This window comes from Ralstonia pickettii (assembly GCF_016466415.2).
Lineage (GTDB): Bacteria > Pseudomonadota > Gammaproteobacteria > Burkholderiales > Burkholderiaceae > Ralstonia > Ralstonia pickettii.
In genome coordinates this window covers 247,660-271,058 of the sequence record NZ_CP066772.2, presented here as the reverse complement: position 1 = coordinate 271,058, position 23,399 = coordinate 247,660, and the positions used below count along the sequence as shown (strand labels likewise).

Annotated in this window: 24 protein-coding genes; 15 read left to right on the top strand and 9 right to left on the bottom strand. The window is 63.9% G+C overall.

Annotated elements, in window-relative coordinates; genetic code table 11:
* The first annotated feature begins 220 nt into the window (after nt 1-220).
* The 12 genes from flgB to RP6297_RS17400 all read left to right on the top strand — a co-directional run bounded on the left by flgB (nt 221) and on the right by RP6297_RS17400 (nt 11,731).
* The gene (gene flgB / locus RP6297_RS17455) at nt 221-676 is read left to right on the top strand and encodes a flagellar basal body rod protein FlgB (RefSeq protein WP_009240014.1); all 456 of its coding nucleotides are present in this window, start codon (nt 221-223) and stop codon (nt 674-676) included.
* A 215-nt stretch (nt 677-891) separates the two neighbouring features.
* On the top strand, nt 892-1,299 hold the full coding sequence (gene flgC / locus RP6297_RS17450; RefSeq protein ID WP_004631403.1) for a flagellar basal body rod protein FlgC: 408 nt from the start codon (nt 892-894) through the stop codon (nt 1,297-1,299).
* Between the two features lie 27 nt (nt 1,300-1,326).
* On the top strand, nt 1,327-1,983 hold the full coding sequence (locus RP6297_RS17445) for a flagellar hook assembly protein FlgD (protein ID WP_009240013.1): 657 nt from the start codon (nt 1,327-1,329) through the stop codon (nt 1,981-1,983).
* Between the two features lie 54 nt (nt 1,984-2,037).
* A complete protein-coding gene (flgE, locus tag RP6297_RS17440) occupies nt 2,038-3,252 on the top strand; it encodes a flagellar hook protein FlgE (RefSeq protein WP_009240012.1) in 1,215 nt (404 codons plus the stop codon).
* Nucleotides 3,253-3,264: 12 nt separating this feature from the next.
* Nucleotides 3,265-4,002 (top strand): flagellar basal-body rod protein FlgF, encoded by a 738-nt coding sequence (gene flgF / locus RP6297_RS17435; RefSeq protein ID WP_009240011.1) that lies wholly within the window; start codon nt 3,265-3,267, stop codon nt 4,000-4,002.
* A gap of 40 nt (nt 4,003-4,042) precedes the next feature.
* Nucleotides 4,043-4,825, top strand: coding sequence for a flagellar basal-body rod protein FlgG (gene flgG, locus RP6297_RS17430; protein WP_009240010.1), 783 nt, complete (start codon nt 4,043-4,045; stop codon nt 4,823-4,825).
* Nucleotides 4,826-4,858: 33 nt separating this feature from the next.
* Nucleotides 4,859-5,611, top strand: coding sequence for a flagellar basal body L-ring protein FlgH (locus RP6297_RS17425; protein WP_009240009.1), 753 nt, complete (start codon nt 4,859-4,861; stop codon nt 5,609-5,611).
* Nucleotides 5,612-5,621: 10 nt separating this feature from the next.
* The gene (locus RP6297_RS17420) at nt 5,622-6,740 is read left to right on the top strand and encodes a flagellar basal body P-ring protein FlgI (protein WP_009240008.1); all 1,119 of its coding nucleotides are present in this window, start codon (nt 5,622-5,624) and stop codon (nt 6,738-6,740) included.
* Between the two features lie 16 nt (nt 6,741-6,756).
* Nucleotides 6,757-7,842, top strand: a complete 1,086-nt coding sequence (gene flgJ / locus RP6297_RS17415) for a flagellar assembly peptidoglycan hydrolase FlgJ (RefSeq protein WP_009240007.1) — start codon at nt 6,757-6,759, stop codon at nt 7,840-7,842.
* A gap of 114 nt (nt 7,843-7,956) precedes the next feature.
* Nucleotides 7,957-9,894, top strand: a complete 1,938-nt coding sequence (gene flgK, locus RP6297_RS17410; protein WP_009240006.1) for a flagellar hook-associated protein FlgK — start codon at nt 7,957-7,959, stop codon at nt 9,892-9,894.
* A 66-nt stretch (nt 9,895-9,960) separates the two neighbouring features.
* Nucleotides 9,961-10,920 (top strand): flagellar hook-associated protein FlgL, encoded by a 960-nt coding sequence (gene flgL, locus RP6297_RS17405; RefSeq protein ID WP_009240005.1) that lies wholly within the window; start codon nt 9,961-9,963, stop codon nt 10,918-10,920.
* A gap of 67 nt (nt 10,921-10,987) precedes the next feature.
* Nucleotides 10,988-11,731: a YoaK family protein gene (locus RP6297_RS17400; RefSeq protein WP_009240004.1), complete on the top strand. Its 744-nt coding sequence runs from the start codon at nt 10,988-10,990 to the stop codon at nt 11,729-11,731.
* Nucleotides 11,732-11,891: 160 nt separating this feature from the next.
* Here RP6297_RS17400 and RP6297_RS17395 read toward each other — a convergent pair whose 3' ends face one another.
* The 8 genes from RP6297_RS17395 to fliL form a co-directional block, all read right to left on the bottom strand.
* A complete protein-coding gene (locus RP6297_RS17395; protein WP_009240003.1) occupies nt 11,892-12,620 on the bottom strand; it encodes a 3-ketoacyl-ACP reductase FabG2 in 729 nt (242 codons plus the stop codon).
* 85 nt (nt 12,621-12,705) lie between these two features.
* The gene (fliR, locus tag RP6297_RS17390; protein ID WP_009240002.1) at nt 12,706-13,500 is read right to left on the bottom strand and encodes a flagellar biosynthetic protein FliR; all 795 of its coding nucleotides are present in this window, start codon (nt 13,498-13,500) and stop codon (nt 12,706-12,708) included.
* A gap of 33 nt (nt 13,501-13,533) precedes the next feature.
* The gene (gene fliQ, locus RP6297_RS17385; protein WP_004631435.1) at nt 13,534-13,803 is read right to left on the bottom strand and encodes a flagellar biosynthesis protein FliQ; all 270 of its coding nucleotides are present in this window, start codon (nt 13,801-13,803) and stop codon (nt 13,534-13,536) included.
* A 19-nt stretch (nt 13,804-13,822) separates the two neighbouring features.
* The gene (fliP, locus tag RP6297_RS17380) at nt 13,823-14,572 is read right to left on the bottom strand and encodes a flagellar type III secretion system pore protein FliP (RefSeq protein ID WP_009240001.1); all 750 of its coding nucleotides are present in this window, start codon (nt 14,570-14,572) and stop codon (nt 13,823-13,825) included.
* Nucleotides 14,569-14,970 (bottom strand): flagellar biosynthetic protein FliO, encoded by a 402-nt coding sequence (gene fliO, locus RP6297_RS17375; protein WP_004631437.1) that lies wholly within the window; start codon nt 14,968-14,970, stop codon nt 14,569-14,571. Before fliO ends, fliP begins: the two co-directional genes overlap by 4 nt.
* Nucleotides 14,971-15,042: 72 nt before the next feature.
* Nucleotides 15,043-15,498, bottom strand: a complete 456-nt coding sequence (fliN, locus tag RP6297_RS17370) for a flagellar motor switch protein FliN (protein WP_004631438.1) — start codon at nt 15,496-15,498, stop codon at nt 15,043-15,045.
* Nucleotides 15,488-16,498, bottom strand: a complete 1,011-nt coding sequence (gene fliM / locus RP6297_RS17365; protein ID WP_009240000.1) for a flagellar motor switch protein FliM — start codon at nt 16,496-16,498, stop codon at nt 15,488-15,490. The genes fliN and fliM overlap by 11 nt, the downstream gene beginning before the upstream one ends.
* Nucleotide 16,499: 1 nt before the next feature.
* Entirely contained in the window at nt 16,500-16,997 is a 498-nt protein-coding gene (gene fliL / locus RP6297_RS17360; RefSeq protein WP_009239999.1) for a flagellar basal body-associated protein FliL, read from the bottom strand.
* 511 nt (nt 16,998-17,508) lie between these two features.
* Here fliL and RP6297_RS17355 point away from each other — a divergent pair.
* Nucleotides 17,509-19,245, top strand: coding sequence for a sensor domain-containing protein (locus RP6297_RS17355; RefSeq protein ID WP_037028892.1), 1,737 nt, complete (start codon nt 17,509-17,511; stop codon nt 19,243-19,245).
* A 5-nt stretch (nt 19,246-19,250) separates the two neighbouring features.
* Here RP6297_RS17355 and RP6297_RS17350 read toward each other — a convergent pair whose 3' ends face one another.
* Nucleotides 19,251-19,886, bottom strand: a complete 636-nt coding sequence (locus RP6297_RS17350) for a LuxR C-terminal-related transcriptional regulator (protein ID WP_009239997.1) — start codon at nt 19,884-19,886, stop codon at nt 19,251-19,253.
* Between the two features lie 406 nt (nt 19,887-20,292).
* On the opposite strand from RP6297_RS17350, the gene RP6297_RS17345 reads away from it, so the two are divergent.
* Entirely contained in the window at nt 20,293-21,114 is an 822-nt protein-coding gene (locus RP6297_RS17345) for a flagellin N-terminal helical domain-containing protein (protein ID WP_009239996.1), read from the top strand.
* 198 nt (nt 21,115-21,312) lie between these two features.
* On the top strand, nt 21,313-23,361 hold the full coding sequence (gene fliD / locus RP6297_RS17340) for a flagellar filament capping protein FliD (protein ID WP_009239995.1): 2,049 nt from the start codon (nt 21,313-21,315) through the stop codon (nt 23,359-23,361).
* Nucleotides 23,362-23,399: the final 38 nt, after the last annotated feature.

Here is a 23,399-nt window from a genome sequence, read left to right as displayed (position 1 = left end):
TCTGGATTCGCAGACAGGTCTTTTCCACTGAGGCTGCATGACGGCAACTCAGCAAGACAAGCGGTTCAGCGGTTTTGGAGACGGCATCGGCGGTTTTGAAGGGGCCGCTGATGCCGGGCCCTCCTGCCGAACGGAACGCGCAACAAGCAAACGCAAGACAGAACGCAACCCCGGCGGGTGGCAGCAATCACCAGGACGCCACGCGCAAGGAATGACAGACATGATCGACAAGCTGGATCAGTTGTTCGGTTTTCAGGAGCAGGCGTTGCACCTGCGCTCGCAGCGGCACCAGATTCTGGCCTCGAACATCGCCAACGCCGATACGCCCAACTACAAGGCACGCGACTTCGACTTTCAGTCGGCGCTGCAGAAGGCGGTCGGCCAGCAAGGCGGTAACAGCCTGCCGATGTCGGCAACGGCTGCGGGCCACCTGAGTGTGGATGGCGCGCCGGCCGGCGATGTGTCGCTGATGCAGGCATCGCTGTCGCAGCAGACCAAGGCGCTGCAGGGCGAGGTGCAGTACCGCACGTCGCAGCAGCCGTCCATCGACGGCAACACGGTGGACATGGACGGCGAGCGCATGCGCTTTGCCGACAACACCGTGCGCTACGAGGCCGATCTGAGCATCGTGACGCAGAAGATCAAGTCGATGCTGGCGGCGATTCAGAACAGCTAGCGCGACGTAGCAAGAGCAGCAAGAGCAGCAAGAGCAGCAAGAGCAGCAGACAGGCATTAAGACGACCGCGCAGCAATCACGCGCGGCGAAAGAGGGGCGGGAACTGTGTGGCGCTCCGGGCCGGGAAAGATCGGTCCGGAGCAAGCCGCCATGCAGAACACCGGATCGGTCCGGCAGCCGCGCCGGCAACAGTGTTTGAAGACATCGGAATCAACATGTCGCTATTCAAGGTGATGGATGTAGCTGGCAGCGCGCTCACCGCGCAGTCCAAGCGCATGAACGTGGTCGCCTCCAACCTGGCCAACGCCGAAAGCGTGACGGGCCCGGACGGCAAGGCGTACCGCGCCAAGCAGGTGGTGTTCTCGCCCGCGCAGGAGTCTGACGACTACGCCACCGGCGTGTCGGTCGACCGCGTGGTGGAAGACACCGTCACCCCCATGAAGCGCATGCACCAGCCGGGCAACCCGCTGGCCGATGCCGACGGCTACGTGACCATGCCGAACGTCGATGTGGTGGACGAAATGGTCAACATGATTTCTGCGTCGCGCTCGTACCAGGCCAACGTGGAAGTCGCCAACACCACCAAGACGATGGCTTCCAAGGCTCTGACCCTGGGCCAGTAAGCGGCACATTCCTAGCGAGACAAGAACATGACCGTCAGCTCAACGACCAACACGACCAGCACCGCGGGCACGACCTCCGGCAACCAGCTTGCCATCACCAAGGGCAGCGACCTGCAGAACACGTTCATGCAACTGCTCGTGGCGCAGTTGAAGAACCAGGATCCGCTCAACCCGATGGACAACTCGCAGATGACCTCGCAGCTTGCGCAGATCAACACTGTGAACGGCATCCAGCAGCTGAACACCACGATGTCGAGCATGCTCACGCAGAACGCGACCACGCAGGCGTCGTCGATGATCGGCCGCTCGGTGCAGGTGCCGACCAACAACCTGACGCTGGCCTCGGGGGCTGCCAACTTCGGCGTCTCGGTGCCCAACGGCGCCGACGACGTCGTCGTCACGGTCACGAACGCTGCGGGCGTGGCCGTGCGCACCGTCGATCTCGGCCAGATGGGGGGCGGCAGCGGCAACTACACCTGGAACGGCAAGGACGACAAGGGCAATCAGCTTGCCGACGGCGCCTACTCCATCAAGGTGTCGGCCACGCAGGGCGGGAAGGTCGTTACGGCAAACGCCCTGGGCACCGACAAGGTGGCCGGCGTCACCATCAACAACGGCACGATGCAGCTGGTGCTGGCCTCTGGCGGAACCGCCAAGCTGTCCGACGTTGCATCGATTCAATAAACACGGGTCAACTGCGGGCAGACCCCGCGCTTTTATCTTCTACGGGAGAACACTATGGGATTCCAGCAAGGCCTCAGCGGTCTCGACGCCGCCTCCAAGAACCTCGACGTCATCGGCAGCAATGTGGCCAACGCCAATACTGTCGGCTACAAGAAGTCGACCGCCGAGTTTGGCGACGTGTATGCGCGCTCGCTGGTCGGTGCCTCCGACAACCAGATCGGGCAGGGCGTGAGCGTGACCAAGGTGTCGCAAGCGTTCACGCAGGGCAACGTGACCATCACCGGCAACCCGCTGGATATCGCCATCAACGGCTCGGGCTTCTATCGCATGGTCGACCAGGGCAGCGGCCAGGTGTCGTACACGCGTAACGGCCAGTTCCAGACCGACAAGAACGGCTACGTCATCTCCGCCACCGGCCAGAACCTGACCGGCTACGGTGTGGACTCCACCGGCAAGGTCAACACGGCCGTGCTGACCAAGCTGCAGATTCCGGTCAATGACCTGGCGCCGCTGGCTACCACCAACACCGCGTTCGCCATCAACCTGGATGCCGCGGCCACGGTGCCGACCACCACGCCGTTTTCGGCCACCAACTCGGCCACGTTCAACCACTCCGTGTCGGAGCAGGTGTACGACGGCACGGGCACGGCGCACATGCTGACCAACTACTACGTGCGCACCGGCACCGGCTGGAACGTGTACTCGCAGGTGGACGGCAACAACCCCACTGGCGGCAACCCGGTCACATCGCTCACCTTCAACACGAGCGGCCAGTTGACCTCGTCGCCCAGCAAGGTTGCAGTCGCGTTTGGTACGCCGACTGGCATGTCGATCAGCAACATCGACTTCACGGGCACCACGCAGTACGGCGGCGGCTACAACGACACCACCGTCACGCAAGACGGCTACGCCACCGGGCGCCTGGCCAGCTACTCGGTGGGCACCGACGGCACCATCACGGGCCGCTATTCGAATGGCCGCACCTCGGTGCTGGGCCAGATCGCCATGGCCAACTTCAAGGCGCCGGAAGGCCTGCAGAACATCGGCGGCAACCAGTGGGTGGAAACCTCCAATTCGGGCGCGCCTGGCTTGGGCACCCCCGGCATGGGCTCATTCGGTCTGCTGCAGTCCTCCGCCGTCGAGCAGTCGAACGTGGATCTTTCTGCCGAGCTGGTCAACATGATCGTCGCGCAGCGTTCGTACCAGGCCAATGCGCAGACCATCAAGACGGAGGACACCATCCTCCAGACGCTGGTCAGCTTGCGCTGATAGGGGCCCGCGATGGACCGCTCGATCTACGTGTCGATGACCGGCGTGAAGCACCTGTTCGACCAGCAGGCTGCCAGCGCCAACAACCTCGCCAACGCCAGCACCACCGGGTTCAAGGCGCAGATCGACGCGTTCCATACGGTGGGTGTGCAAGGCGAGGGCTCGCCCACGCGCAGCTACGTCATGGCCTCGGCCATCGGTACGGACCTAGCGCCCGGCCCGATCGAGACCACTGGCCGCAGCCTGGACGTGGCCATCGACGGACAAGGCTTCTTTGCCGTGCAGACGCCGGATGGCGGTGAGGCTTACACCCGCGCCGGTACGTTCCAACTGGGCCCGGACGGCACGATCCAGACGCTCTCAGGCCAGCCCGTACTGGGCGACGGCGGTCCGATCACGCTGCCGCCCAACACCACGGTGCAGTTTGCCAAGGACGGTACGGTCAACGCGATCAGTGCCGACAGCCGTACGCCGCCGGTGTCGCTGGGCCGACTGAAACTGGTGAGCATCGACCCGGCGAACATCGACCGCGGCGCGGACGGCCTGTTCCGCCAGCGCGACGGCCAGGACGCAGGCGTGGATGAAAAAGTCCGCATCACCGGCGGGGCGCTGGAGGGCAGCAACGTCAACCTGACCGACTCGCTGGTCAACATGATCGAAATCTCGCGCCAGCTCGAAATGCAGATGAAATCGCTGCACACGAGCGACACGAATGCCCAGTCGGCCAATGAACTGCTGCGCCACGCCTGAACGGCCGGCGCATTGAATTGAATCAACCAAGGACTCGAACATGATTCGCTCCCTGTGGATTTCCAAAACCGGGATGGACGCCCAGCAATCGCAGCTGGATGTCATCTCGAACAACCTGGCGAACGTCAACACGACGGGCTTCAAGCGCTCGCGCGCCGTGTTCGAAGACTTGCTGTATCAGAACGTGCGCGAGCCGGGTGCGCAGTCGTCGCAACAGACCACGCTGCCCTCGGGCATGCAGATCGGTACGGGTACGCGCATCGTCGCCACCGAGCGCCTGCACACGCAGGGCAACCTGCAGCAGACCGGCAACTCGACCGACGTGGCCATCAACGGCAACGGCTTCTTCCAGGTGCAGATGCCCGACGGCACACTGGCCTACACGCGTGACGGCAGCTTCCAGATCAACGCGCAGGGTCAGCTGGTGACCTCCAGCGGCTACCCGGTCCAGCCGGCCGTGACGGTGCCGCAGAACGCCACCAGCCTGACGATCGGCAAGGACGGCGTTGTGACGGTCACCACGCCGGGCACGGTCAACAACACGCAGGTGGGCACGTTCCAGCTGGCCAACTTCATCAACCCGGCCGGCCTGCGCAGCATGGGCGAAAACCTGTACGCCGAAACCGAAGCGTCGGGTACCGCCAACCTGGCCAACCCGGGCTCGAACGGTGTGGGCGCGCTCAACCAGAACTACGTTGAAACGTCCAACGTGAACGTGGTGGAAGAAATGGTCAACATGATCCAGACGCAGCGCGCGTACGAGATCAACAGCAAATCGGTCCAGACGTCGGACCAGATGCTGGAGAAGCTGTCACAGCTTTGAGCTGGACAGCGCAGTTTTTGAGGATGTAGTGCGATGCATACCCCCCCGGTTCACTCGCTCCAGAATGGCAAGCACAGCGGCCGCGCTGTGCTAGCTGTTCGAGTCGTTCGATTGGTCGTGCTTGGCACGGCCGCCTTGCTCGCTACGGCGTGCGGCATGCTGCCGCCGCCGGCTCCGATCGTGCAAGGTCCGACAACCGCGCGCCCGCCGATGCCGGTGATGGCGCCGCGTCAGAGCGGGGCGATTTACCAGGAAGTGGCATCGGGCAGCGGTGGGTTTCGCGGTATGTTCGAAGACCGCCGCGCGCACATGGTGGGCGACACGATCACGATCGTGATCACCGAGAACACGGCGGCCAGCAAGCAGACTTCGGGCAGCGTCAACCGCACGGGCAGCTTGACCGCTTCGGTGCCGACATTTGCTGGCATGAACCCGGGCGTGCTGTCGCTGCTGGGTGTGTCGGCCAGCGACGCAAACAAGTTCGACAGCAAGGGCGCCAACGGTGCGCAGAACAACTTCACGGCCACCATCACGGTGACGGTGGTGGAGGTGCTCTCCAACGGCAACCTGGTGGTCAGCGGCGAGAAGCAGACCGCCGTGGGCCAGGGCACCGAGTCGGTCAAGTTCTCGGGCGTGGTCAACCCCACGACCGTCAACAATCAAAACACCGTGCTGTCCACCCAGGTGGCGGACGCACGCATGGAATATCGCGGCACGGGCTATGTGGCCGAGTCGCAGCAGATGGGCTGGCTGTCGCGGTTCTTCCTGACCGTGTCGCCGTTCTGAGGAATCTGCCATGACTTTGCATCGCATCATCGGCGCAGCCCTGGTGGCACTGAGCGCAATTTCGGCGGTGGTTCCGAGCACGGCACACGCCGACCGCATCAAGGATCTGACCACCGTTGCCGGCGTTCGCGACAACGCGCTGATCGGCTACGGCCTTGTCGTCGGCCTGGACGGCAGCGGTGACCAGACCACGCAGACGCCGTTCACGGTCCAGAGCTTCAACAACATGCTCACGCAATTCGGCATCAACGTGCCGGCCGGCGCGAGCATCCAGCTCAAAAACACCGCCGCCGTGGTGGTGACGGCCACGCTGCCCGCCTTCGTGCGGCCGGGCCAGACGATCGACGTGACGGTGTCGTCCATCGGTAACGCCAAGAGCCTGCGCGGCGGCACGCTGCTGCTCACGCCGCTCAAGGGCGTGGACGGCCAGCTCTACGCATTGGCACAGGGCAACGTGGTGATTGGCGGTGCGGGCGCATCGGCCAATGGCAGCAAGGTGCAGATCAACCAGCTCGGCGCGGGCCGTATCGCCAACGGCGCCACGGTGGAGCGTGCCGTGCAGGCCACGGTGGGCGAGGCCGGCAGCATCCAGCTCGATACCGGCACGACGGATTTCGGCACCGTGCAGAACATCGTCACCGCCATCAACAAGCAATTCGGCACCGATACGGCGCAAGCCGCGGACGGCCGCACGATCAACGTGCGCGCACCGGCCCTGGCGTCGGACCGCGTCGGCTTCGTGGCCAAGCTGCAGAACATTGACGTAACGCCGGCACTGGCCGCGGCACGCGTGGTGGTCAACGCCCGCACGGGCTCAGTGGTGATGAACCAGCTCGTCAAGCTCGAGCCCTGCGCGGTGGCGCACGGCAGCCTGTCGGTCACCATCAGCACGGACCCGGTGGTGAGCCAGCCCGCGCCCTTCTCGCAAGGGCAGACGGTGGCGGGCGCGCGCTCGAACATCGAGGTCAAGCAGCAAGGCGGCAGCCTCATCAACGTCAAGGGCGGCACCAACCTGGCGGATGTGGTCAAGGCCATCAACGCGATTGGCGCCAACCCGCAAGACCTGATCTCGATCCTGCAGGCGATGAAGGCGGCCAACGCGCTGCGCGCCGACCTGGAAATCATCTGACGCTGCGGAGGCCACGATGAACCAAACCGACCTCACCAGCCGCCTGGCGCTCGATTCCCGCGGGTTCGAGTCGCTCAAGCAAACGGCGCGTACCGATCCGACTGGCGCGGCCAAGACCGTCGCCAAGCAGTTCGACGCGATCTTCGTGAACATGATGCTCAAGCAGATGCGCGATGCATCGCCGCAAAACGGGCCGCTCGATTCGTCTTCGAGCAAGATGTACACGTCGATGCTCGATCAGCAGCTGTCGCAGACCATGGCGTCGCGCGGCGTGGGCGTGGCAGACCAGCTTCTGAAGCAGATGCTGCGTCAGGCCAACCATGTGAACCCGGATGCGGGTGGCAAGGTGAATACGGCGCTGTCCAATACGACGGCGACCAATACCGCGCTGCCGGGGGCCGCCGGTGCCACTAGCGATGCCGCCAAGGCGATCGCCCGTTCGTCGCTCAACAGCATGGCCGCAGCCGTCGCGCCCGGCACGGAAGACGACGGCTCGGGCATCAGCACCGTGCCCCGCCCGGGCCTGGAAGAACGCGTGCAGCGTGCGCTGGCCGCCTTGCGCAAGCAGGCGGACGCGCAGGCGCAGAGCCCAAGCGCGCCGCCCGAGGTCGATCTGTCGACGGTGGCGTCGGAGCCGCGGGGCGAGCGCATGAGCAGCTTCTACAACAAGCTGATCGACCACGCATCGCAGGCCGCGCAGGAAACCGGCATTCCGGCCAACTTCATGATCGGCCATGCCGCGCTGGAGTCGGGCTGGGGCCGCCGCGAGATCAAGGCAAAGGACGGCACGAACACGCACAACCTGTTCGGCATCAAGGCCGGTGGCTCGTGGGCTGGCAAGACCGCCACGGTGACCACCACCGAATACATTGGCGGCGTCGCCCACAAGGTTCAGGAGAAGTTCCGCGCCTACAGCTCGTACGCCGAGGCGTTCAAGGACTACGCCAATCTGTTGGCCAACAACCCCCGCTACAGCAACGTCGTGGCAGCCGGCAACGGCAACGATGCGGCGTCGTTCGCCAAGGGCTTGCAGCGCGCAGGCTACGCCACCGATCCGAACTACGCCCACAAGATCATGGCGGTGCTCAAGCAGATCGCCTAAGTGACTTAGTAAGCATATTTTGCAACATCGGCCGGCTCAAGTTTGTTCTTGTCCGGCCGATGTTGTTTCTAGAGCTTATTTCGGCGGCTTCGTGCTGCCCGCACCGAGACAACTATGAGCAGCTCCCTTCTGAATATTGGCGCGTCCGGCCTGCGGGTGGCCGATATCAACCTGCAGGTGACCGGCAACAACATTGCCAACGCCAGCACGCCCGGCTATTCGCGCCAGGAAGCCGTGCAGACGGAAAACATTCCGCTCTACGCGGGCGTGGGCTATCTCGGCCAGGGCGCCAACGTCACGACCGTCAAGCGCATCTACGACCAGTTCCTGACGGCACAGGTGCAAAGCGGTCAGGCCTCGACCAGCGCAGCCGATCAGCTCAACAGCCTGGTGTCGGGCCTGAGCAAGTACATGTCGGACAGCAACAGCGGCCTGACTTCGTCGCTCACCAGCTTCTTCAACGCTGCCGATGGCCTGGCCTCCAAGCCTTCGGACACCACCGCGCGCCAGGTTTTCCTGAACGCTGCAGCCGGCCTGCAAAGCCGCTTCAATTCGATTGCCGGCCAGTTGAGTTCGCTCAACAGCCAGGTCAACACGCAGGTGCAGACGCAGATCAGCGCGGTCAATGGCACCGCGCAGCAGATCGCCGCGTTGAACGACCAGATTTCCAAGGCGGAAGCGTCGACCGGTCAGCCGGCAAACGATCTGCGCGACCAGCGCGACCAGCTTGTCCAGACGCTCAATCAGTCGATCAAGGCCAGCGTGGTACAGACCGGCGACGGCCAGTTCAACATCTACGTGGGCAACGGCCAGGCGCTCGTGCAGGGCAACCAGAGCTACCAGCTGACGGCGGTGCCGTCGCAGTACGACCCGACGCAATTGTCGGTGGGCTACAAGAGCCCGGGCGGCACGGTCAACATCGACGACAGCCAGCTCGGCGGCGGGGCGCTGGGCGGCCTGATGGATTTCCGCAACAACACGCTCATTCCGGCGCAGAACAGCCTTGGCCGCCTGGCCACGGCCGTGTCGGCCGACGTGAACGCGCAGAACAAACTCGGCATGGACGCCAACGGCAAGATGGGCACGGACCTCTTCTCCGTGGCCAACCCGAGCGTCGCGCCCAGCACCAACAACACCGGCAGCGGCTCGCTCACCGCCAGCATCACCAACGCCAATGCGGGGCAGGGCTACGACTACCAGGTCAAGTACCAGGGCGGCGCCTACACCGTTTCGCACTATCCGGACGGCTCCGCCTCCGTAACGGTGTCGAGCTGGCCGACCACGATCGACGGTGTCACGCTCAACCTGTCGGGCACGATGAACAGCGGTGACTCTTTCCTGGTGCGCCCGACCGCCAACGCGGCCGCCACCATGCAGACGCTCACCACCGACTACCACAACGTGGCCGCAGCCTCGCCCGTGGTGCTCAACCAGGGCAGCAACAACACGGGCAGCGCCACGGTGTCTTCACTGGGCGTGGACAGCACGTATGCCGGCTCGCCGCTCACCTCGCCCATCAACCTGACTTACAGCTCGGCCGTTGGCGGCTCGCTGTCGGGATTCCCGGGCAGCGTCACCGTCACGGTGGGTGGCACGTCGACCACGTACGCGGGCGGCACTGCACCGTACACCCAGGGCGCGACGTACGCGTTCAACGGCGTACAGATGACGCTGTCGGGTTCGCCCGGCAACGGTGACACATTCGCCATTTCGGCCAATACCGCCAACAGCACCGACAACCGCAACGCCAGCGCGCTGGCCAAGCTGCGCAACAGCAACCTGCTGGACGGCGGCACGACTTCGATCGGCTCGGCCTGGAACAACCTCGTCACCCAGGTCGGTGTGCAGGCTAACCGCGCCAGCACCAACCTGACCTCGCAGAAGGCGCTGCTGGCCAGTTCCACGCAACAGCAGCAGTCGGTGTCGGGCGTAAGCCTTGATGAAGAGGCGATGAACCTGATGAAGTATCAGCAGGCCTACCAAGCTTCGGCCAAGGTGATGCAGACGGCCAATTCGCTGTTTGGCAGCCTGCTGTCGATTGCCGGCGGCTGATGGGTAGTGCTGAAGAAAACGCCCCGCCTGCCGATAACGTCCTAAAGCCCTTCGTCCGGACCGATCATGCGAGTCAGTAGCGCCCAATTCTTTGCCGCGTCTTCCGCTTCGATGCAGAACACGCAATCGAACCTGCTTACGCTGCAGCAGCAGATTGCGAGCGGTATCGCGCTCACCAGTGCGGGCGACAACCCCAGCGCGTTCGGTCAGATGGCGCAACTGCAGCAAACGCAGGACGCCAACGACCAATACCAGTCCAACCGCGACACCACCGACGCGCGCCTGACCAGCGTGTCTTCGGCGCTGACCAACCTGGTGACCACGCTGCAGCAGGGCAAGCAGACATTGGTGGGCGCCAACACCTCGCTGATGACGGAGTCACAGCGCGTTGGTGTGCTGGCGCAGGTCAAGCAGCAGTACCAGCAACTGCTGTCGACGGCCAATCAGCGCGATGCCGCGGGCGTAGCCCTGTTTGGCGGCGCCAACGGCACGACCGATCCGTTCACCAACACCGGCGGTTCCGTGCAATACGTCGGCAGCGGCCAGCCACCCGTGGTGCAGGTTTCGCAGAACATCTCGATGCCGAATTCGGTGTCGGGCGATTCGGTGTTCGTGCGCATCCCCAACTCGGATGCGTCCAACCCGAACGCCAATCAGAGCGTCTTCAAGACGTACGAGAAGCTGATCACGGCGCTGTCGACCCCGATCAACGCTGCCACGCAGGCCACCGACGTCGCCAACCTGCAAAAGGCCGTGCAGACGGCGCAGGGCAATCTCGACAATGCCTATCAGGTCGCCCTGCAAGCGCAGGTGACGGTGGGCACGCAGCAGGCGCAGCTCACCACGCTCAACAGCAGCGGCTCGAACTACGGCGAGCAGTTGAAGGAGCAGATCTCGAAGCTGCAATCGGTGGATTACACCTCCGCCATCTCGCAGTTCTCGCAGCAGCAGGTATCGCTGCAGGCCGCGCAGAAGACCTTCACGGCCATGCAGGGCATGTCGCTGTTCCAGTACATCAATCCTTGACGCGGCGCGGTCGGACGGTCGGGGAGCGCGGCGTATCATGTCGGCTCACCTACCGTCAGGACTGGTCATGCCCATCCAGTATCTTCGCCGCCTGACCAGCCCGGAACGCTCAGAAGACGCCAACCGGCGCCTCGGTCAGTCACTGGCCTTCGTGGCGGGCGCCGCCAACGCAGGCGGATTCCTCGCCGTCAAGCAATACACCTCGCACATGTCCGGCATCGTCTCGGCGATCGCCGACGACCTCGTGCTGGGCGACGTTGTCCTTGTGTTTGCAGGCCTTGCTTCGCTGCTGGCGTTTCTGTGCGGCGCGGCGTGTACGGCGGTGCTCGTCAACTGGGGGCGCCGCCGCAGCACGCAGAGTGAATTCGCGCTGCCGCTCATGCTGGAGGCCGCGCTGCTGCTGCTCTTCGGCCTGATGGGCACAACGCTCGGGCAATACCGGGTCGTGTTCGTGCCGGCTACCGTGGCATTGCTGTGCTTCCTGATGGGGCTGCAGAACGCCATCATCACCAAGATTTCGAAGGCGGAGATCCGCACCACGCACGTGACCGGTCTGGCCACCGACATCGGCATCGAAATCGGCAAGGCGCTGTATTGGAACCATGGGCACCACAATCTGCCCGCTGTGGTGGCCAACCAGCCCAAGCTGCGGCTGCTGGCGTCCCTGCTCGGGATGTTCTTTGTGGGCGGCGTGGTGGGCGCGTTGGGCTTCAAGCATCTGGGCTATGCCGCCACGATTCCGCTGGCGTCGATTCTGATGCTGCTGGCGGTGGTGCCGGTGGTGGACGATCTGCTGGCGCGCCGCCGGTAGAGAACGGGCGCAGCGCAGCAGCTTGTTGCACGCCACACCCCACGCAGCGACCACAGCACGATCAGGACGACATGCATGCGCAGCGCGGAGCGCCTCGCCAGTTGGCGCGTGAAGTGATGCTGGAGCGTGGGCGCGGCGCCCAGCGGGGCCGCCCTCCGCGTCACACCATCCCGCCATTCACGCCGATCACTTGCCGCGTGACGTACGACGCCGCATCCGACATCAGGAAACCGACCACTGCAGCCACTTCCGCAGGCTGTCCGACCCGCTGCATCGGGACGGCCTGCAGGGCTTGGTCCACGTGTTCCATGTGGGCGAGCATGTCCGTTTCGATCAGCCCGGGCGCCACACAGTTGACGGTGATCTTGCGTGACGCAAGCTCGACGGCCAGCGCCTTGGTGGCACCGATCAGCCCGGCCTTGGCGGCGCTGTAGTTGACCTGCCCGCGATTGCCCATCACCCCGGAGACGGACGCGATGGTGACGATGCGCCCGCCCTTGCGCGCACGCACCATCGGCATGGTGAGCGGGTGGACGACGTTGTAGAACCCATCCAGGCCGGTCTCGAGGACGATGTCCCAGTCTTCGTCGGTCAGGGCAGGGAAGGCGGCGTCGCGCGTGACGCCTGCACACAGGACGATGCCGTAGTAGGCGCCGTGGGCCTCAACGTCGGCGTCGAGCTGGGTGCGGCAGGCGGCGCGGTCGCGCACGTCGAACTGCAGCACGCGGGCGCTGCCCTTGTTTGCTTGGATATCTGCGACGATGGCGTCGGCCTCGGCACGGCCGCTGCGGCAATGCACGGATACGTCAAACCCGTCGGAGGCGAGTTGGTAGGCGATGGCGCGGCCAATGCCGCGGCTGGCACCCGTCACAAGAACGCGGCGGCTCATGTGGTGAGACTCCCTTGAAGATCGGTCGGCGGAATACCGCGATCATCGCACGCGCGGCGGGCAGTGCTGCGGCTGCGCGCGCTGCCTATCGAGGCAGGGTGCTGAACTGGCTGAACGCCCGCCCACCGAGGTCCAGCGCATCCATCACCGACCGTTCCACCACCGGCGCAAGCGACGTCATCATCACCATGACGAGCATCAGCCCCACCACCAGCGTGGCGGCGATGCCCACGGCAAACGGGTTGAGCGCCTGCGCCGTGCGCGAGAGCACGGCAAAGCCGAGGTTGACGATCATCATGATCGCGATGATGGGCAGGGCGATGCGCAGGGCGAGCGCAAAGACGATCGTGCCGCCGCCGGCCAGCGTCTGCCAGCCCGGGTTGCCCAGCGGCGCCGCCGAGACGGGCAGGGCGGTGAAACTGTCGAACAGGGCGTGCAGGAGCACGAGATGGCCGTCGCCGGCAATGAACGCGGTGACGGCCGTGAGGCTGAGGAAGCGGCCAAGCAGCATGCTGCTCTCGGTCTGCGTCGGGTCGAGCAGCGAGGCGAAACCCAGACCCATCTGCACCGACATCACCTCGCCAGCACCGCTGATGGCGGAAAACACGAGTTGCACACAAAAGCCAAGCACCAGCCCGATCAACACCTGAACCAGCGTGATCCACAGCCCCTCATAGGAGCCCACCGACACGCCTGCGGGCACCGGCAGCATGGGCGCCAGCGCCACCGTGATGACCACGCCGAACGCCACCTTGATGGACGTCGGGATCTCGGTATTGGCAAACGGCGGTGCAATGGCGATGAATGCCAGCACGCGCACCAGCGGCCACCAGTACATGGCGATCCAGCCGTTGAGCTGCGTGGCGGTGAATTGGATCATCGTGGATTGGGCGGCTGCGTCAGCTGGCTGACGTCAATTCACGTAGTTGGGAATGTTGGTCAGCACCCCGCGCGTGTAGTCGACGATGACCGCGACGATCCACGGGCCGGCCAGCACCATCGTGGCAGCCACGGCCAGCAGCTTGGGGATGAACGACAGCGTCTGCTCGTTGAGCTGCGTGGCCGCCTGGAACACCGCCACGAGCAGCCCGACCACGAGCGACACCAGCAACATCGGCGCGCCGACCATCATGGCGACCTGCATGGCCTGACGGGCCATATCGAGAACGTACTCGGGGGTCATGTCGGTTTCCTATCGACGCTCATTGCACAAAGCTCTGGGCCAGCGAGCCCAGCAGCAGGTGCCAGCCATCCACCAGCACGAACAGCATGATCTTGAATGGCAGCGAGAAGATCGACGGCGTGACCATCATCATCCCCATCGACATCAGCACGGCCGCCACCACGATGTCGATCACCAGGAACGGGATGAAGATGGCAAACCCGATCTGGAACGCGCTTTTCAGCTCGCTCGTGACAAAGGCCGGGATGAGCGCACGCATGGGCGTTTGCTCGGGCGAGGCGATGGCCGGCATGTTGCCCATCTTGACGAACAGGGCGAGGTCGGGCTCGCGCGTCTGCTTGAGCATGAACTGGCGCAGCGGCGTGGCGGCCGTGTCCATGGCCTGCTCGACGGTGATCTTGCTGTCACGCAACGGCACATAGGCGTCGGTGTACACCTTGTCGAGCACCGGCGACATGACGAAAAACGTGAGGAACAGCGCCAGCCCGATCAGCACCTGGTTGGGCGGCGAGGTTTGCGTGCCGAGCGCATGGCGCAGCAGCGACAGCACGATGATGATGCGCGTGAAGCTGCTCATCATCAGGATGATGGCCGGCAGAAACCCGAGCGACGTCAGGAAGACCAGCGTCTGCACGGGCAGCGAATAGCTCTGGCCGCCGGCGGTGCCTGTGAGCAGCGGCAGACCGGGTTGCGCTTGTGCGAACACGGCGGGCGCAGCGCCCAGCAGCGCCAACGCAATCAGGCAACGGAGGAAGGTACGCACGTTCATTCCGACTTTCCCGTCAGGTGACGCTTGAGCTGGATGGACAGTGCATCGGCAAAGCGGGGTGGCTTGCCGGAGCCTGACGTGCCGTCGCCGGATGGGTCGTCCGGCGTGGAAGCGGCTTCTGCGGGGCGCGGCAGCGTGTGGAGCGTTTGCACGTGCTGCTGCGTGACGCCCAGCACGAGCCATGTGCCTTCCACATCAACGACGACGACCTTCTCGCGCGCGCCCAGCATCTGCTGGGCGACCACGGTGATCACCTGGCTGCGGCGCCGGCCCAAACCCGCGGGGCCCATGCCCGCGCGCTGCTGCAGGCGGCGCAGCAGCCAGCCGGCCGCCACGATCATCGCCAATACTACAAACAGCCCGCCTAGGGTGCGGGCCCAATCCACTGCATGGTTCATTTCAACACCTTGCCCGGGGGGAGCACTGGTTGCTGTCAGGGTGCCGCTCGATGGCGCACTTACTGGTGTGGATTAACGGTTCAATTTACGGATGCGTTCCGACGGCGTGATGATGTCGGTCAGGCGGATGCCGAATTTTTCGTTGACCACCACCACTTCACCTTGGGCGATCAGGTAGCCGTTGACAAGGACATCCATCGGCTCACCGGCCAGTGCGTCGAGTTCCACCACCGAACCTTGTGCAAGCTGGAGCAGGTTCTTGATGGGCACCTTGGTGCGGCCCAGCTCCACCGTCAACTGCACGGGGATGTCCAGGATCATGTCGATGTCGTTGCGCTGGGCGCCGCCCAGGCCGTCGGCCGTCAGGGGCTTGAACACCGGGCTGGATTCGGCGGCAGCGGGCGCGGCAGCCGGCGGGTTGGCCGCGGCACGCTGCGCGGCTTCCAAGGCCATGGCCTCTTCCATCGTCATCTCGACATCGATGTCGTCGGCGTTGGCTTCGGGGTTCATGGTCGGTTCAGTTGTCATCGTCAGACTCCGTGGCAGACTCGCTGCCGCTCATATTCAGCATGCGGTTGACCCGCAGCGCGTATTGGCCGTTGAACGTGCCGTAGTTGCATTCCATGACGGGCACGCCGTCTACCTTGGCGGTCACGCAGTCATCCAGCTCCAGCGGAATGACGTCGCCCACCTTCATGTTCAGGATGTCGGACACCTGCACCTTGGCCGTGGCGAGGTCGGCAATCAGTTCGACCTCGGCGGTCTGCACCTGTTGCGACAGCAGCCGCAGCCAGCGTTTGTCCACTTCCAGCGCTTCGCCCTGGATGGCGGAAGTGAGCCGGTCGCGGATCGGCTCGATCATGGTGTAGGGCATGCAGATGTGCACGTCGCCGCCGTTGCTGCCCAGTTCGATGCTGAAGCTGGTGGTGATCACCACTTCATTGGGCGTAGCCACGTTGGCGAACTCGGTGTGCATTTCCATGCGCAGGAATTCAAAATCGATCGGGTAGACCGGCTGCCACGCCTTGGCGTAATGCTCGAACACGAGATGCAGCATGCGCTGGATGATGCGCTGCTCGACGTCGGTAAAGTCGCGGCCTTCCACGCGCATGTGGAAGCGGCCATCGCCACCGAACAGGTTGTCGACCACCAGGAAGATGAGGTTGGGGTCGAACACGAACAGCGCCGTGCCGCGCAGCGGCTTGACGTGCACGAGGTTGAGCGAAGTCGGCACCACCAGGTTGCGGATGAACTCGCTGTACTTCTGCACCTTCACCGGCCCGACGGAGATCTCCGCGTTGCGCCGCATGAAGTTGAACAGCCCGATGCGCCAGTTGCGCGCGAACCGCTCGTTGATGATTTCGAGCGTGGGCATGCGCCCGCGGACGATGCGCTCCTGCGAGCCCAGGTTGTACGAGCGTATGCCCGAGGGGTCGGCGGCTTCGACGGGGTCGTCGTCCGCGTCATCGGACACGCCCTTCAGGAGCGCGTCGATTTCCTCCTGGGAAAGAAACTCTTCCTTGAGCATGTCACTGGATCACAAAGTTGGTGAACAAGACGTCCGCCACCGGCGATTCCTTGCCGACAGCCTTGAAGACGTGTTCGCACAGTTCAACGATTTCCTTGGCCAGCTTGACCTTGCCATCTGCCGGATACAGCTCGGTGGGCGTCTTGCTGGCCAGCAGCATCAGGACCTTGCTGCGCAGTTCGGGCGTGTAGGTCTTGATCTGCTCCTCGGCATGTTTGTCGAAACTCTTGAACGTGATGCCGATCTGCAGGTAACGGTCGTTGCCCTCTTCGGGCTGCAGATTGACGGTCAAGGTTTCCATCGGCACGAACACCGGCTCTTTGGGCTTGGACGGAGCGGCGGGGCCGGACGCGGCGTGATTGCCGCCTCCGAGGAAGAACCAGGCGGCGCCGCCGCCCATGCCGAAGAGCAGGAGCACGATCAGGATGATCAGCAGCAGCTTGGTGGAGCCGCCCTTTGCGGGGGCGGGGGCGGTAGTGGCAGCAGCAGCTTCAGCCATGGGGATCACTCGGGGACGAAGGGGGGTGGGCTTTCCCGGCTCACGTCGCGCAAGTCACCGTGAAACAACGCAACGCACAGAGTCGGGTTCTCGGATGGCATTCTTCCCCACCTCTGTCCAGCTCATTCCAGCAAGAAACGCGGTCAATCCCGCTTATCTCGGGCGTTTGCGGTGGACGGGGTAGCCCGTCGGTCGTGTCATAAGTAAATTATGAGGCACTTTTTAGGGTGATGAGGCTTCCCCCAGTGCACTCCCATCCCTGCCGGCGCGCGGTCACGCCAAAAAGTGACGTTGGCCCGAAAGATTTACCCGCGCTTGCCGTTGTAATGAGGGAAGGCGCCGGCACGTTCCGGCCCTGCATATCTGCGTTGCCTTGTCGGAAGCCGCCTTGAATTCCTTGCCCTTTCCCTCCCGTGTTGACTTTGCGCTCGTCGATGCCGATGGCTTGTCGGCCGACTGTCCTGCACGCGGCGCACTGCCGAGCTTCTGCCCGAAGCTGGACCTGCTGTCGATGGTCAATGCGCTGACGGAGGGCATCCTCGTGTGCGGGGCGGATCGCCGCGTCACCTATGCCAACCCGAGCGCCGCACGGCTGCTGGGTTTGCCGGTGGATGCGCTAGTGGGGCGCCTGCTGCCCACGGTGGTCACCTCTGCCGTGGACGAATTCGACGCCTCCATCCACGAGGCGGACTGGCCCGATCAGGACGTGATCGCCGAGGGCCAGCCGCAGTTGAACCAGATTTTCGGAATGCACTGTGTGGATGGCCGCACGGTGTGGGTTTCCAGCAACTGGACGCCACTGTTTGCCGATGGCAGCCATTCGATGACGGCCTCGGCGCGCGCCTCGGAAGCCAGCGCCACGCCCTATTCGGTGCTGGTGTCGCTGGTCGACATCACGCAGATCCGCGAAGCGCAGCAGCGCATCCGGCATCTCGCTACGCACGATACGCTCACGGGCCTGCTGAACCGCTCCGCGCTGGAAGACCGGCTGGAGCACGCGCTGGCGCTTGCGCGCCGCAACCAGTCGCGCGTCTCGGTCATGTTTCTCGACCTGGATCGTTTCAAGAACGTCAACGACACGCTGGGCCACCAGTTTGGCGACATGCTGCTGCGTGAAGTGGCAGCCCGCCTGCAGGCCTGCGCGCGTGAAGCCGACACCGTTGCGCGCCTGGGCGGCGATGAATTTGTCGTCATGCTCGAAGCGCTCGATGGCCTGGGCACGCGGCGCGTGGCCGAGCGCATCCTCTCGGCCATCAGCGCGCCGTTCCATATCGAAGGGCAGGAGCTGTATCTGGGCGTGTCGATCGGCATTGCCGTGGCACCGCACGACGGCGACGATCCGAACACGCTGCTGCGCAAGGCCGACGCCGCCATGTACCTGGCCAAAGAGCGCGGGCGCAACAACTTCCAGACCTTCACCAGCGACCTTGACGACCGCGTCTCGCGCCGCTTCCGCATTGAATCGGGCCTGCGCCGCGCGAGCGACCGCAACGAGTTCTATGCCGACTACCAGCCGCGCGTGGATGTGCGCAGCGGCCGTATCGTCAGCGTGGAAGCGCTCATCCGCTGGAACTCGGCCGATTTCGGCCACATGATGCCCGGCCAGTTCATTCAGGACGCCGAAGAAACCGGCCTGATCGTCGAGATCGATCGCTGGATCCTGCGCGCCGCCTGCGACCAGCTTGCACGCTGGCGCCGCATCGGGCTGCCGGACTTGCGCATGTCGATCAACCTGTCGGGGCAGGCATTTAGTTCCGGGCAGCTGAGCGGGATGGTGCGCGGCGCGCTATTGACCAGCGGCTTGCCGGGCAACGCGGTGGAACTGGAGATGACCGAAGGCATTCTGATTCGCGACGATCCGTCATTGCATGCGCTGCTGACCGAGCTGCGCGCGATGGGCGTATCGCTGGCGCTGGACGATTTCGGTACCGGATATTCATCGCTGTCGTATCTGCACCGCTTCCCGATCGATACGCTGAAGATCGACCGGTCGTTCGTGCAAGACCTGCCGCACGTGGTCGAGCGCGCGGCCATCACGCGGGCCATCATCATGATGGCGCAAGCCATGGGAATGAAGACCGTGGCCGAAGGCGTGGAAACCCTCGGCCAGCTTGAATTTTTGCGCGAAGTCGGCTGCGACGAGTTTCAGGGCTATCTGCTGACGCGGCCGCTGGAGCCGGCAGCGGTGCAGGACCTCGTGCGCGAGAACGCCCGCCGTTACGGCGAGCGTGTCCCGCGGTTCTCATAGCGCGCTCAGATCTGCAAGCTGTTGCTGACCACGTACATGGTCAGCTCGGCGTTGTTGCGCAGCTTCATCTTCGAGAGCACGCGCCCCCGATACACGCTCACTGTCTTGACACTGATCTGCAGTGCCTCGGCAATCTCGCCCAGCGTGCGGCCGGAGCCGAGCATGCGCAGCGTCTGGAATTCGCGGTCAGAGAGGATGTCGTGCCGGGGCTTGTCCCAGTCGACATTCAGGTTGTCGGCCAGGACTTCCACAAGGTCCGAAGGCAGGTATTTCTTGCCCTTGGAGATGGCGTTCACGGCTGCCAGCAGCTGCGGCTGGCTCGCGTCCATCGGCAGATAGCCGGCGGCGCCCGCCTTGAGGGCCCGCACGGCCAGCAGCGCCTCAGGGTGCCGGCCCAGTGCCAGCACCGCCAGGCGGGCATGCTGCTGGCGCACGGTCTTGATGGTCTGGAATTCGTCTCCGGTAGCCGATTCCACCGAGAAGAGCATGACGTCCCACTCGCGCTGGGCGAGGAGGTCGTTGTTGGCATCGCGCAGGTCCGGCACGGCCTCGATCTGGCGGGCCAGGCGCGAATCCTTGAGGATCTGGCGCAGGCCGACACGGGCGATATCGTGCGGTTCGACGATCAGGACATTGAGCATGGTGGGTGTTGCGGGTCAAACGCGGGCTCGCTTCGAGCTCTTATTTCCGCCGGCAGGCCTTGGGCCGTCCGGCGGGCTTGCAACTCCCCATCTGTGCCGTGTGTGGCGCTCTATATAGAGAGATGCAGGCGCCTATGAACTGATCGATCGAGTATAGCCGAGGGCCTGCCGGCCAAGAAGCAGGCGCACCGCCTCTTTTGGAGGGGTGTCGCAAGTCAGGCGGCCGCAAGCCCAAACCGCCGCCGACGCACAAATTTGTCAAGGCGACCCTAAACTTTCCTCAGCGGCCACCGATAACCTGAGTACAACGCAGACCTGATCCCCTTCAAGTTGCAGGTCACGTTGCCCGGCCTAGCCGGAATTAGCAAACACGGGCAACAAACCATCGGGAAACTTAGGAGCCGTCATGTCCCTCAGCCTCAATACCAACATCTCGTCCCTGCAAACGCAGCAAGCACTGTCGCAATCGCAGTCCGCTCTGCACACGTCGCTGCAACGTCTGTCGACCGGCCTACGCGTGAACAGCGCCCAGGACGATGCCGCCGCTTATGCTGTGGCCTCCAGCCTGACCACCACGCTGAACTCGCAAACGCAAGGTATCCAGAACTCCAACCAGGCGATGTCGTATCTGCAAACGGCCGACTCGTACCTGGGCCAGGTTGAAAACAACCTGCAACGTATGCGCCAACTGGCTGTGGAAGCCAACAACGGCGGTCTGTCGACCACCGACCAGGCCAACCTGGACAAGGAATACCAGAAGCTGGCCACCGCCAACAAGAACATCGAGACCAACGCGAACTACAACGGCAACAAGCTGTTCGACGGTTCGGTCACGTCCACGACGTTCCAATACGGCCAGAATGCGGCGACCGATGTGACCTCGGTCTCCAACGCCAACCTGTCGACCTTCGGTACGCTGAGCGGCACGAGCGTGACCTCGACTGCCAACGCGACCGCCGCACAGGCGGCCATCGACACCGATCTGACCAACCTGAAGGCGGCTCGCGCCAACCTGGGTGCTCAGCAAAGTGGTCTGAACTCGACGATCAACACGCTGACGTCGAACAACACCGCGCTGTCGGCTGCCAAGTCGTCCTTGATCGATACGGACTATGCGTCGGAAACCTCGAACATGACCCGTCAGAACATCCTGCAGCAAGCGGGTACGGCGATGCTGGCGCAAGCCAACTCGGCACCGAACAGCATCCTGAGCCTGCTGAAGGGCTAATCAGTAAGCTGGATGCCACCCAGCCGTCTTGCGGCTGGGCCAAGGGCCGGCGCTCCTCGGGGGCGTCGGCCTTTTTCCTTTTGTCGGATACCCCTCTTCTGCATGGGTGGCGCCTGCATAACCTGCCCTAAAGAAGCTGCGGACCGTGCCGTTATGTAGAGAGACTTCCGCCGGCGCAGATGCTTATCGGACCCGATCATGGCGACTACCACTACCACCTCCTCAACCAGCAGCTACGTACCGCCGATCTCGATTCCCGGTATTGGGACGAGCATCGACGTCAACTCGCTGGTGTCCAGCCTCATGAAGGTGGAAAGCCTGCCGCTGACGCAGCTGCAGACACAGCAAAGCTCGTACCAGACGCAGTTGTCGGCTGTGGGGTCGCTCAAGAGTGCGCTGTCGACCTTCCAGACCGCGCTGTCGAGCCTGACCAGCGCGTCGAACTACAGCGCCATGAAGGCCAGCGGCTACGACACCTCGATGCTGAGCGCGTCGGTGACGGGCTCGGCGCCGGCAGGTTCCTACGCGGTCAATGTCACGCAGCTTGCGCAATCGCAGGTGCTGGCGGCGCAGGGGCAAGCTTCCACCACCACCGCCATCGGCAGCGGCGCATCGACCACGATTTCGTTCTCGTTCGGCACGGTGTCGGGCGGCTCGCTTTCCGGCGGCAAGTACACCGGTTCGACGTTCACGCAGAACGGCAACCTGGCGGGGGGCTCGATCACGATCAACTCGTCCAACAACACGCTGGCGGGCATTCGCGATGCCATCAACTCGGCCAACCTGGGTGTCTCGGCCAGCATCGTGAACGACGGCAGCGGCAACCCGTACCGTCTGGTGCTGACGTCCACTGCGGGCGGTTCCAGCTCGGAGATGAAGATTTCGGTGTCGGGCGACTCGACGCTGCAATCGCTGCTCTCGCAAGATCCGGCCGGCACGCAGAACATGACCGAGGTGACCACGGGCCGGAATGCCCTGGCCACCATCAACGGGATTGCCGTGCAAAGCCCGACCAACACGTTGTCAAACGTGGTGGATGGCACGTCGTTTACGCTGTCCAAGACGGGCAGCACCAACGTGACGGTAGCCAACGATCCGACCGCCACCACCACGGCCGTCACCAATTTCGTGAACGGCTACAACGCGCTGCGTACGCAACTGAACGGGCTCACCAACATCGACACCGCCAACAAGGCTAACAACGGCCCGCTGGCTGGCGATGTGAGTACCAAGACGCTCATCAATCAGATTACCGATGTGCTGGGCCGGGCGGTCGGCAACGGCAACTACCAGTCGCTGGGCAGCGTGGGCGTGACGATGAATTCCGACGGCACCCTGTCGGTCGACAACACCAAGCTGTCGGCGGCCATTGCAAAGTCGCCCAGCCAGGTTACCGGTTTGTTCGCCGGTACCGGCACGGCCACCGATTCGCTGGTCAGCGTGCCGACGTTCTCGGATTCCACACAGGCCGGCAGCTACGCCGTCAACGTGACGCAGTTGGCCACGCAGGGCACGCTTACGGGTTCGGCCGCCGCAAACACGACCATTACGGCGGGCGTGAACGACACGCTCGCGTTCAGCATCAGCGGCATGTCGGTCAACGTGACGTTGGCGGCCGGCAGCTACACCGCGACGACCCTGGCCGCGCAGATTCAAAGCCAGATCAACGCATCGACCACGCTACAAAACGCCAAAGTCAACGCATCGGTGTCGGCCAATGCCAGCGGCGTGCTGAGCATTACCGATAGCCAATTTGGCTCGGTGTCGGCGGTGTCGGTATCGGGCGCGGGGGCTTCGTCGCTCTTCGGCTCGAGCCCGACGTCGACCAATGGTGTGGACGTGCAGGGCACCATCAACGGTGCGGCCGCGACCGGCTCGGGCCAGAGCCTGTATGGGATCGCGGGTTCCGCCACGGATGGCCTGACCGTGCAGATTGCGGGAGGCCCGCTGGGCGCTCGCGGCACGGTTACGGTGCAGCGCGGTTACGCTGCCCAACTCAACACGGTGATGAACAACCTGCTGGCGTCCAGCGGCATGTTGCAGAACGAGACCGACTCGATCAACAGTTCGCTGACTTCGCTTGCCAGCCAGATCACCGCCATGCAGACGCGCCTGGATAACAAGCAGGCGCTGTACTACACGCAATTCAATGCGTTGTCCTCCGCGGTGGCCAGCATGACGAACACCAGCAATTACCTGACGACGCAGCTTGCGGCCATTACAAAGCAAACTTCGAGCAACAACTAAGCCGGGTTTAGGCTTAGAGCACAACCCAAAACAAACAG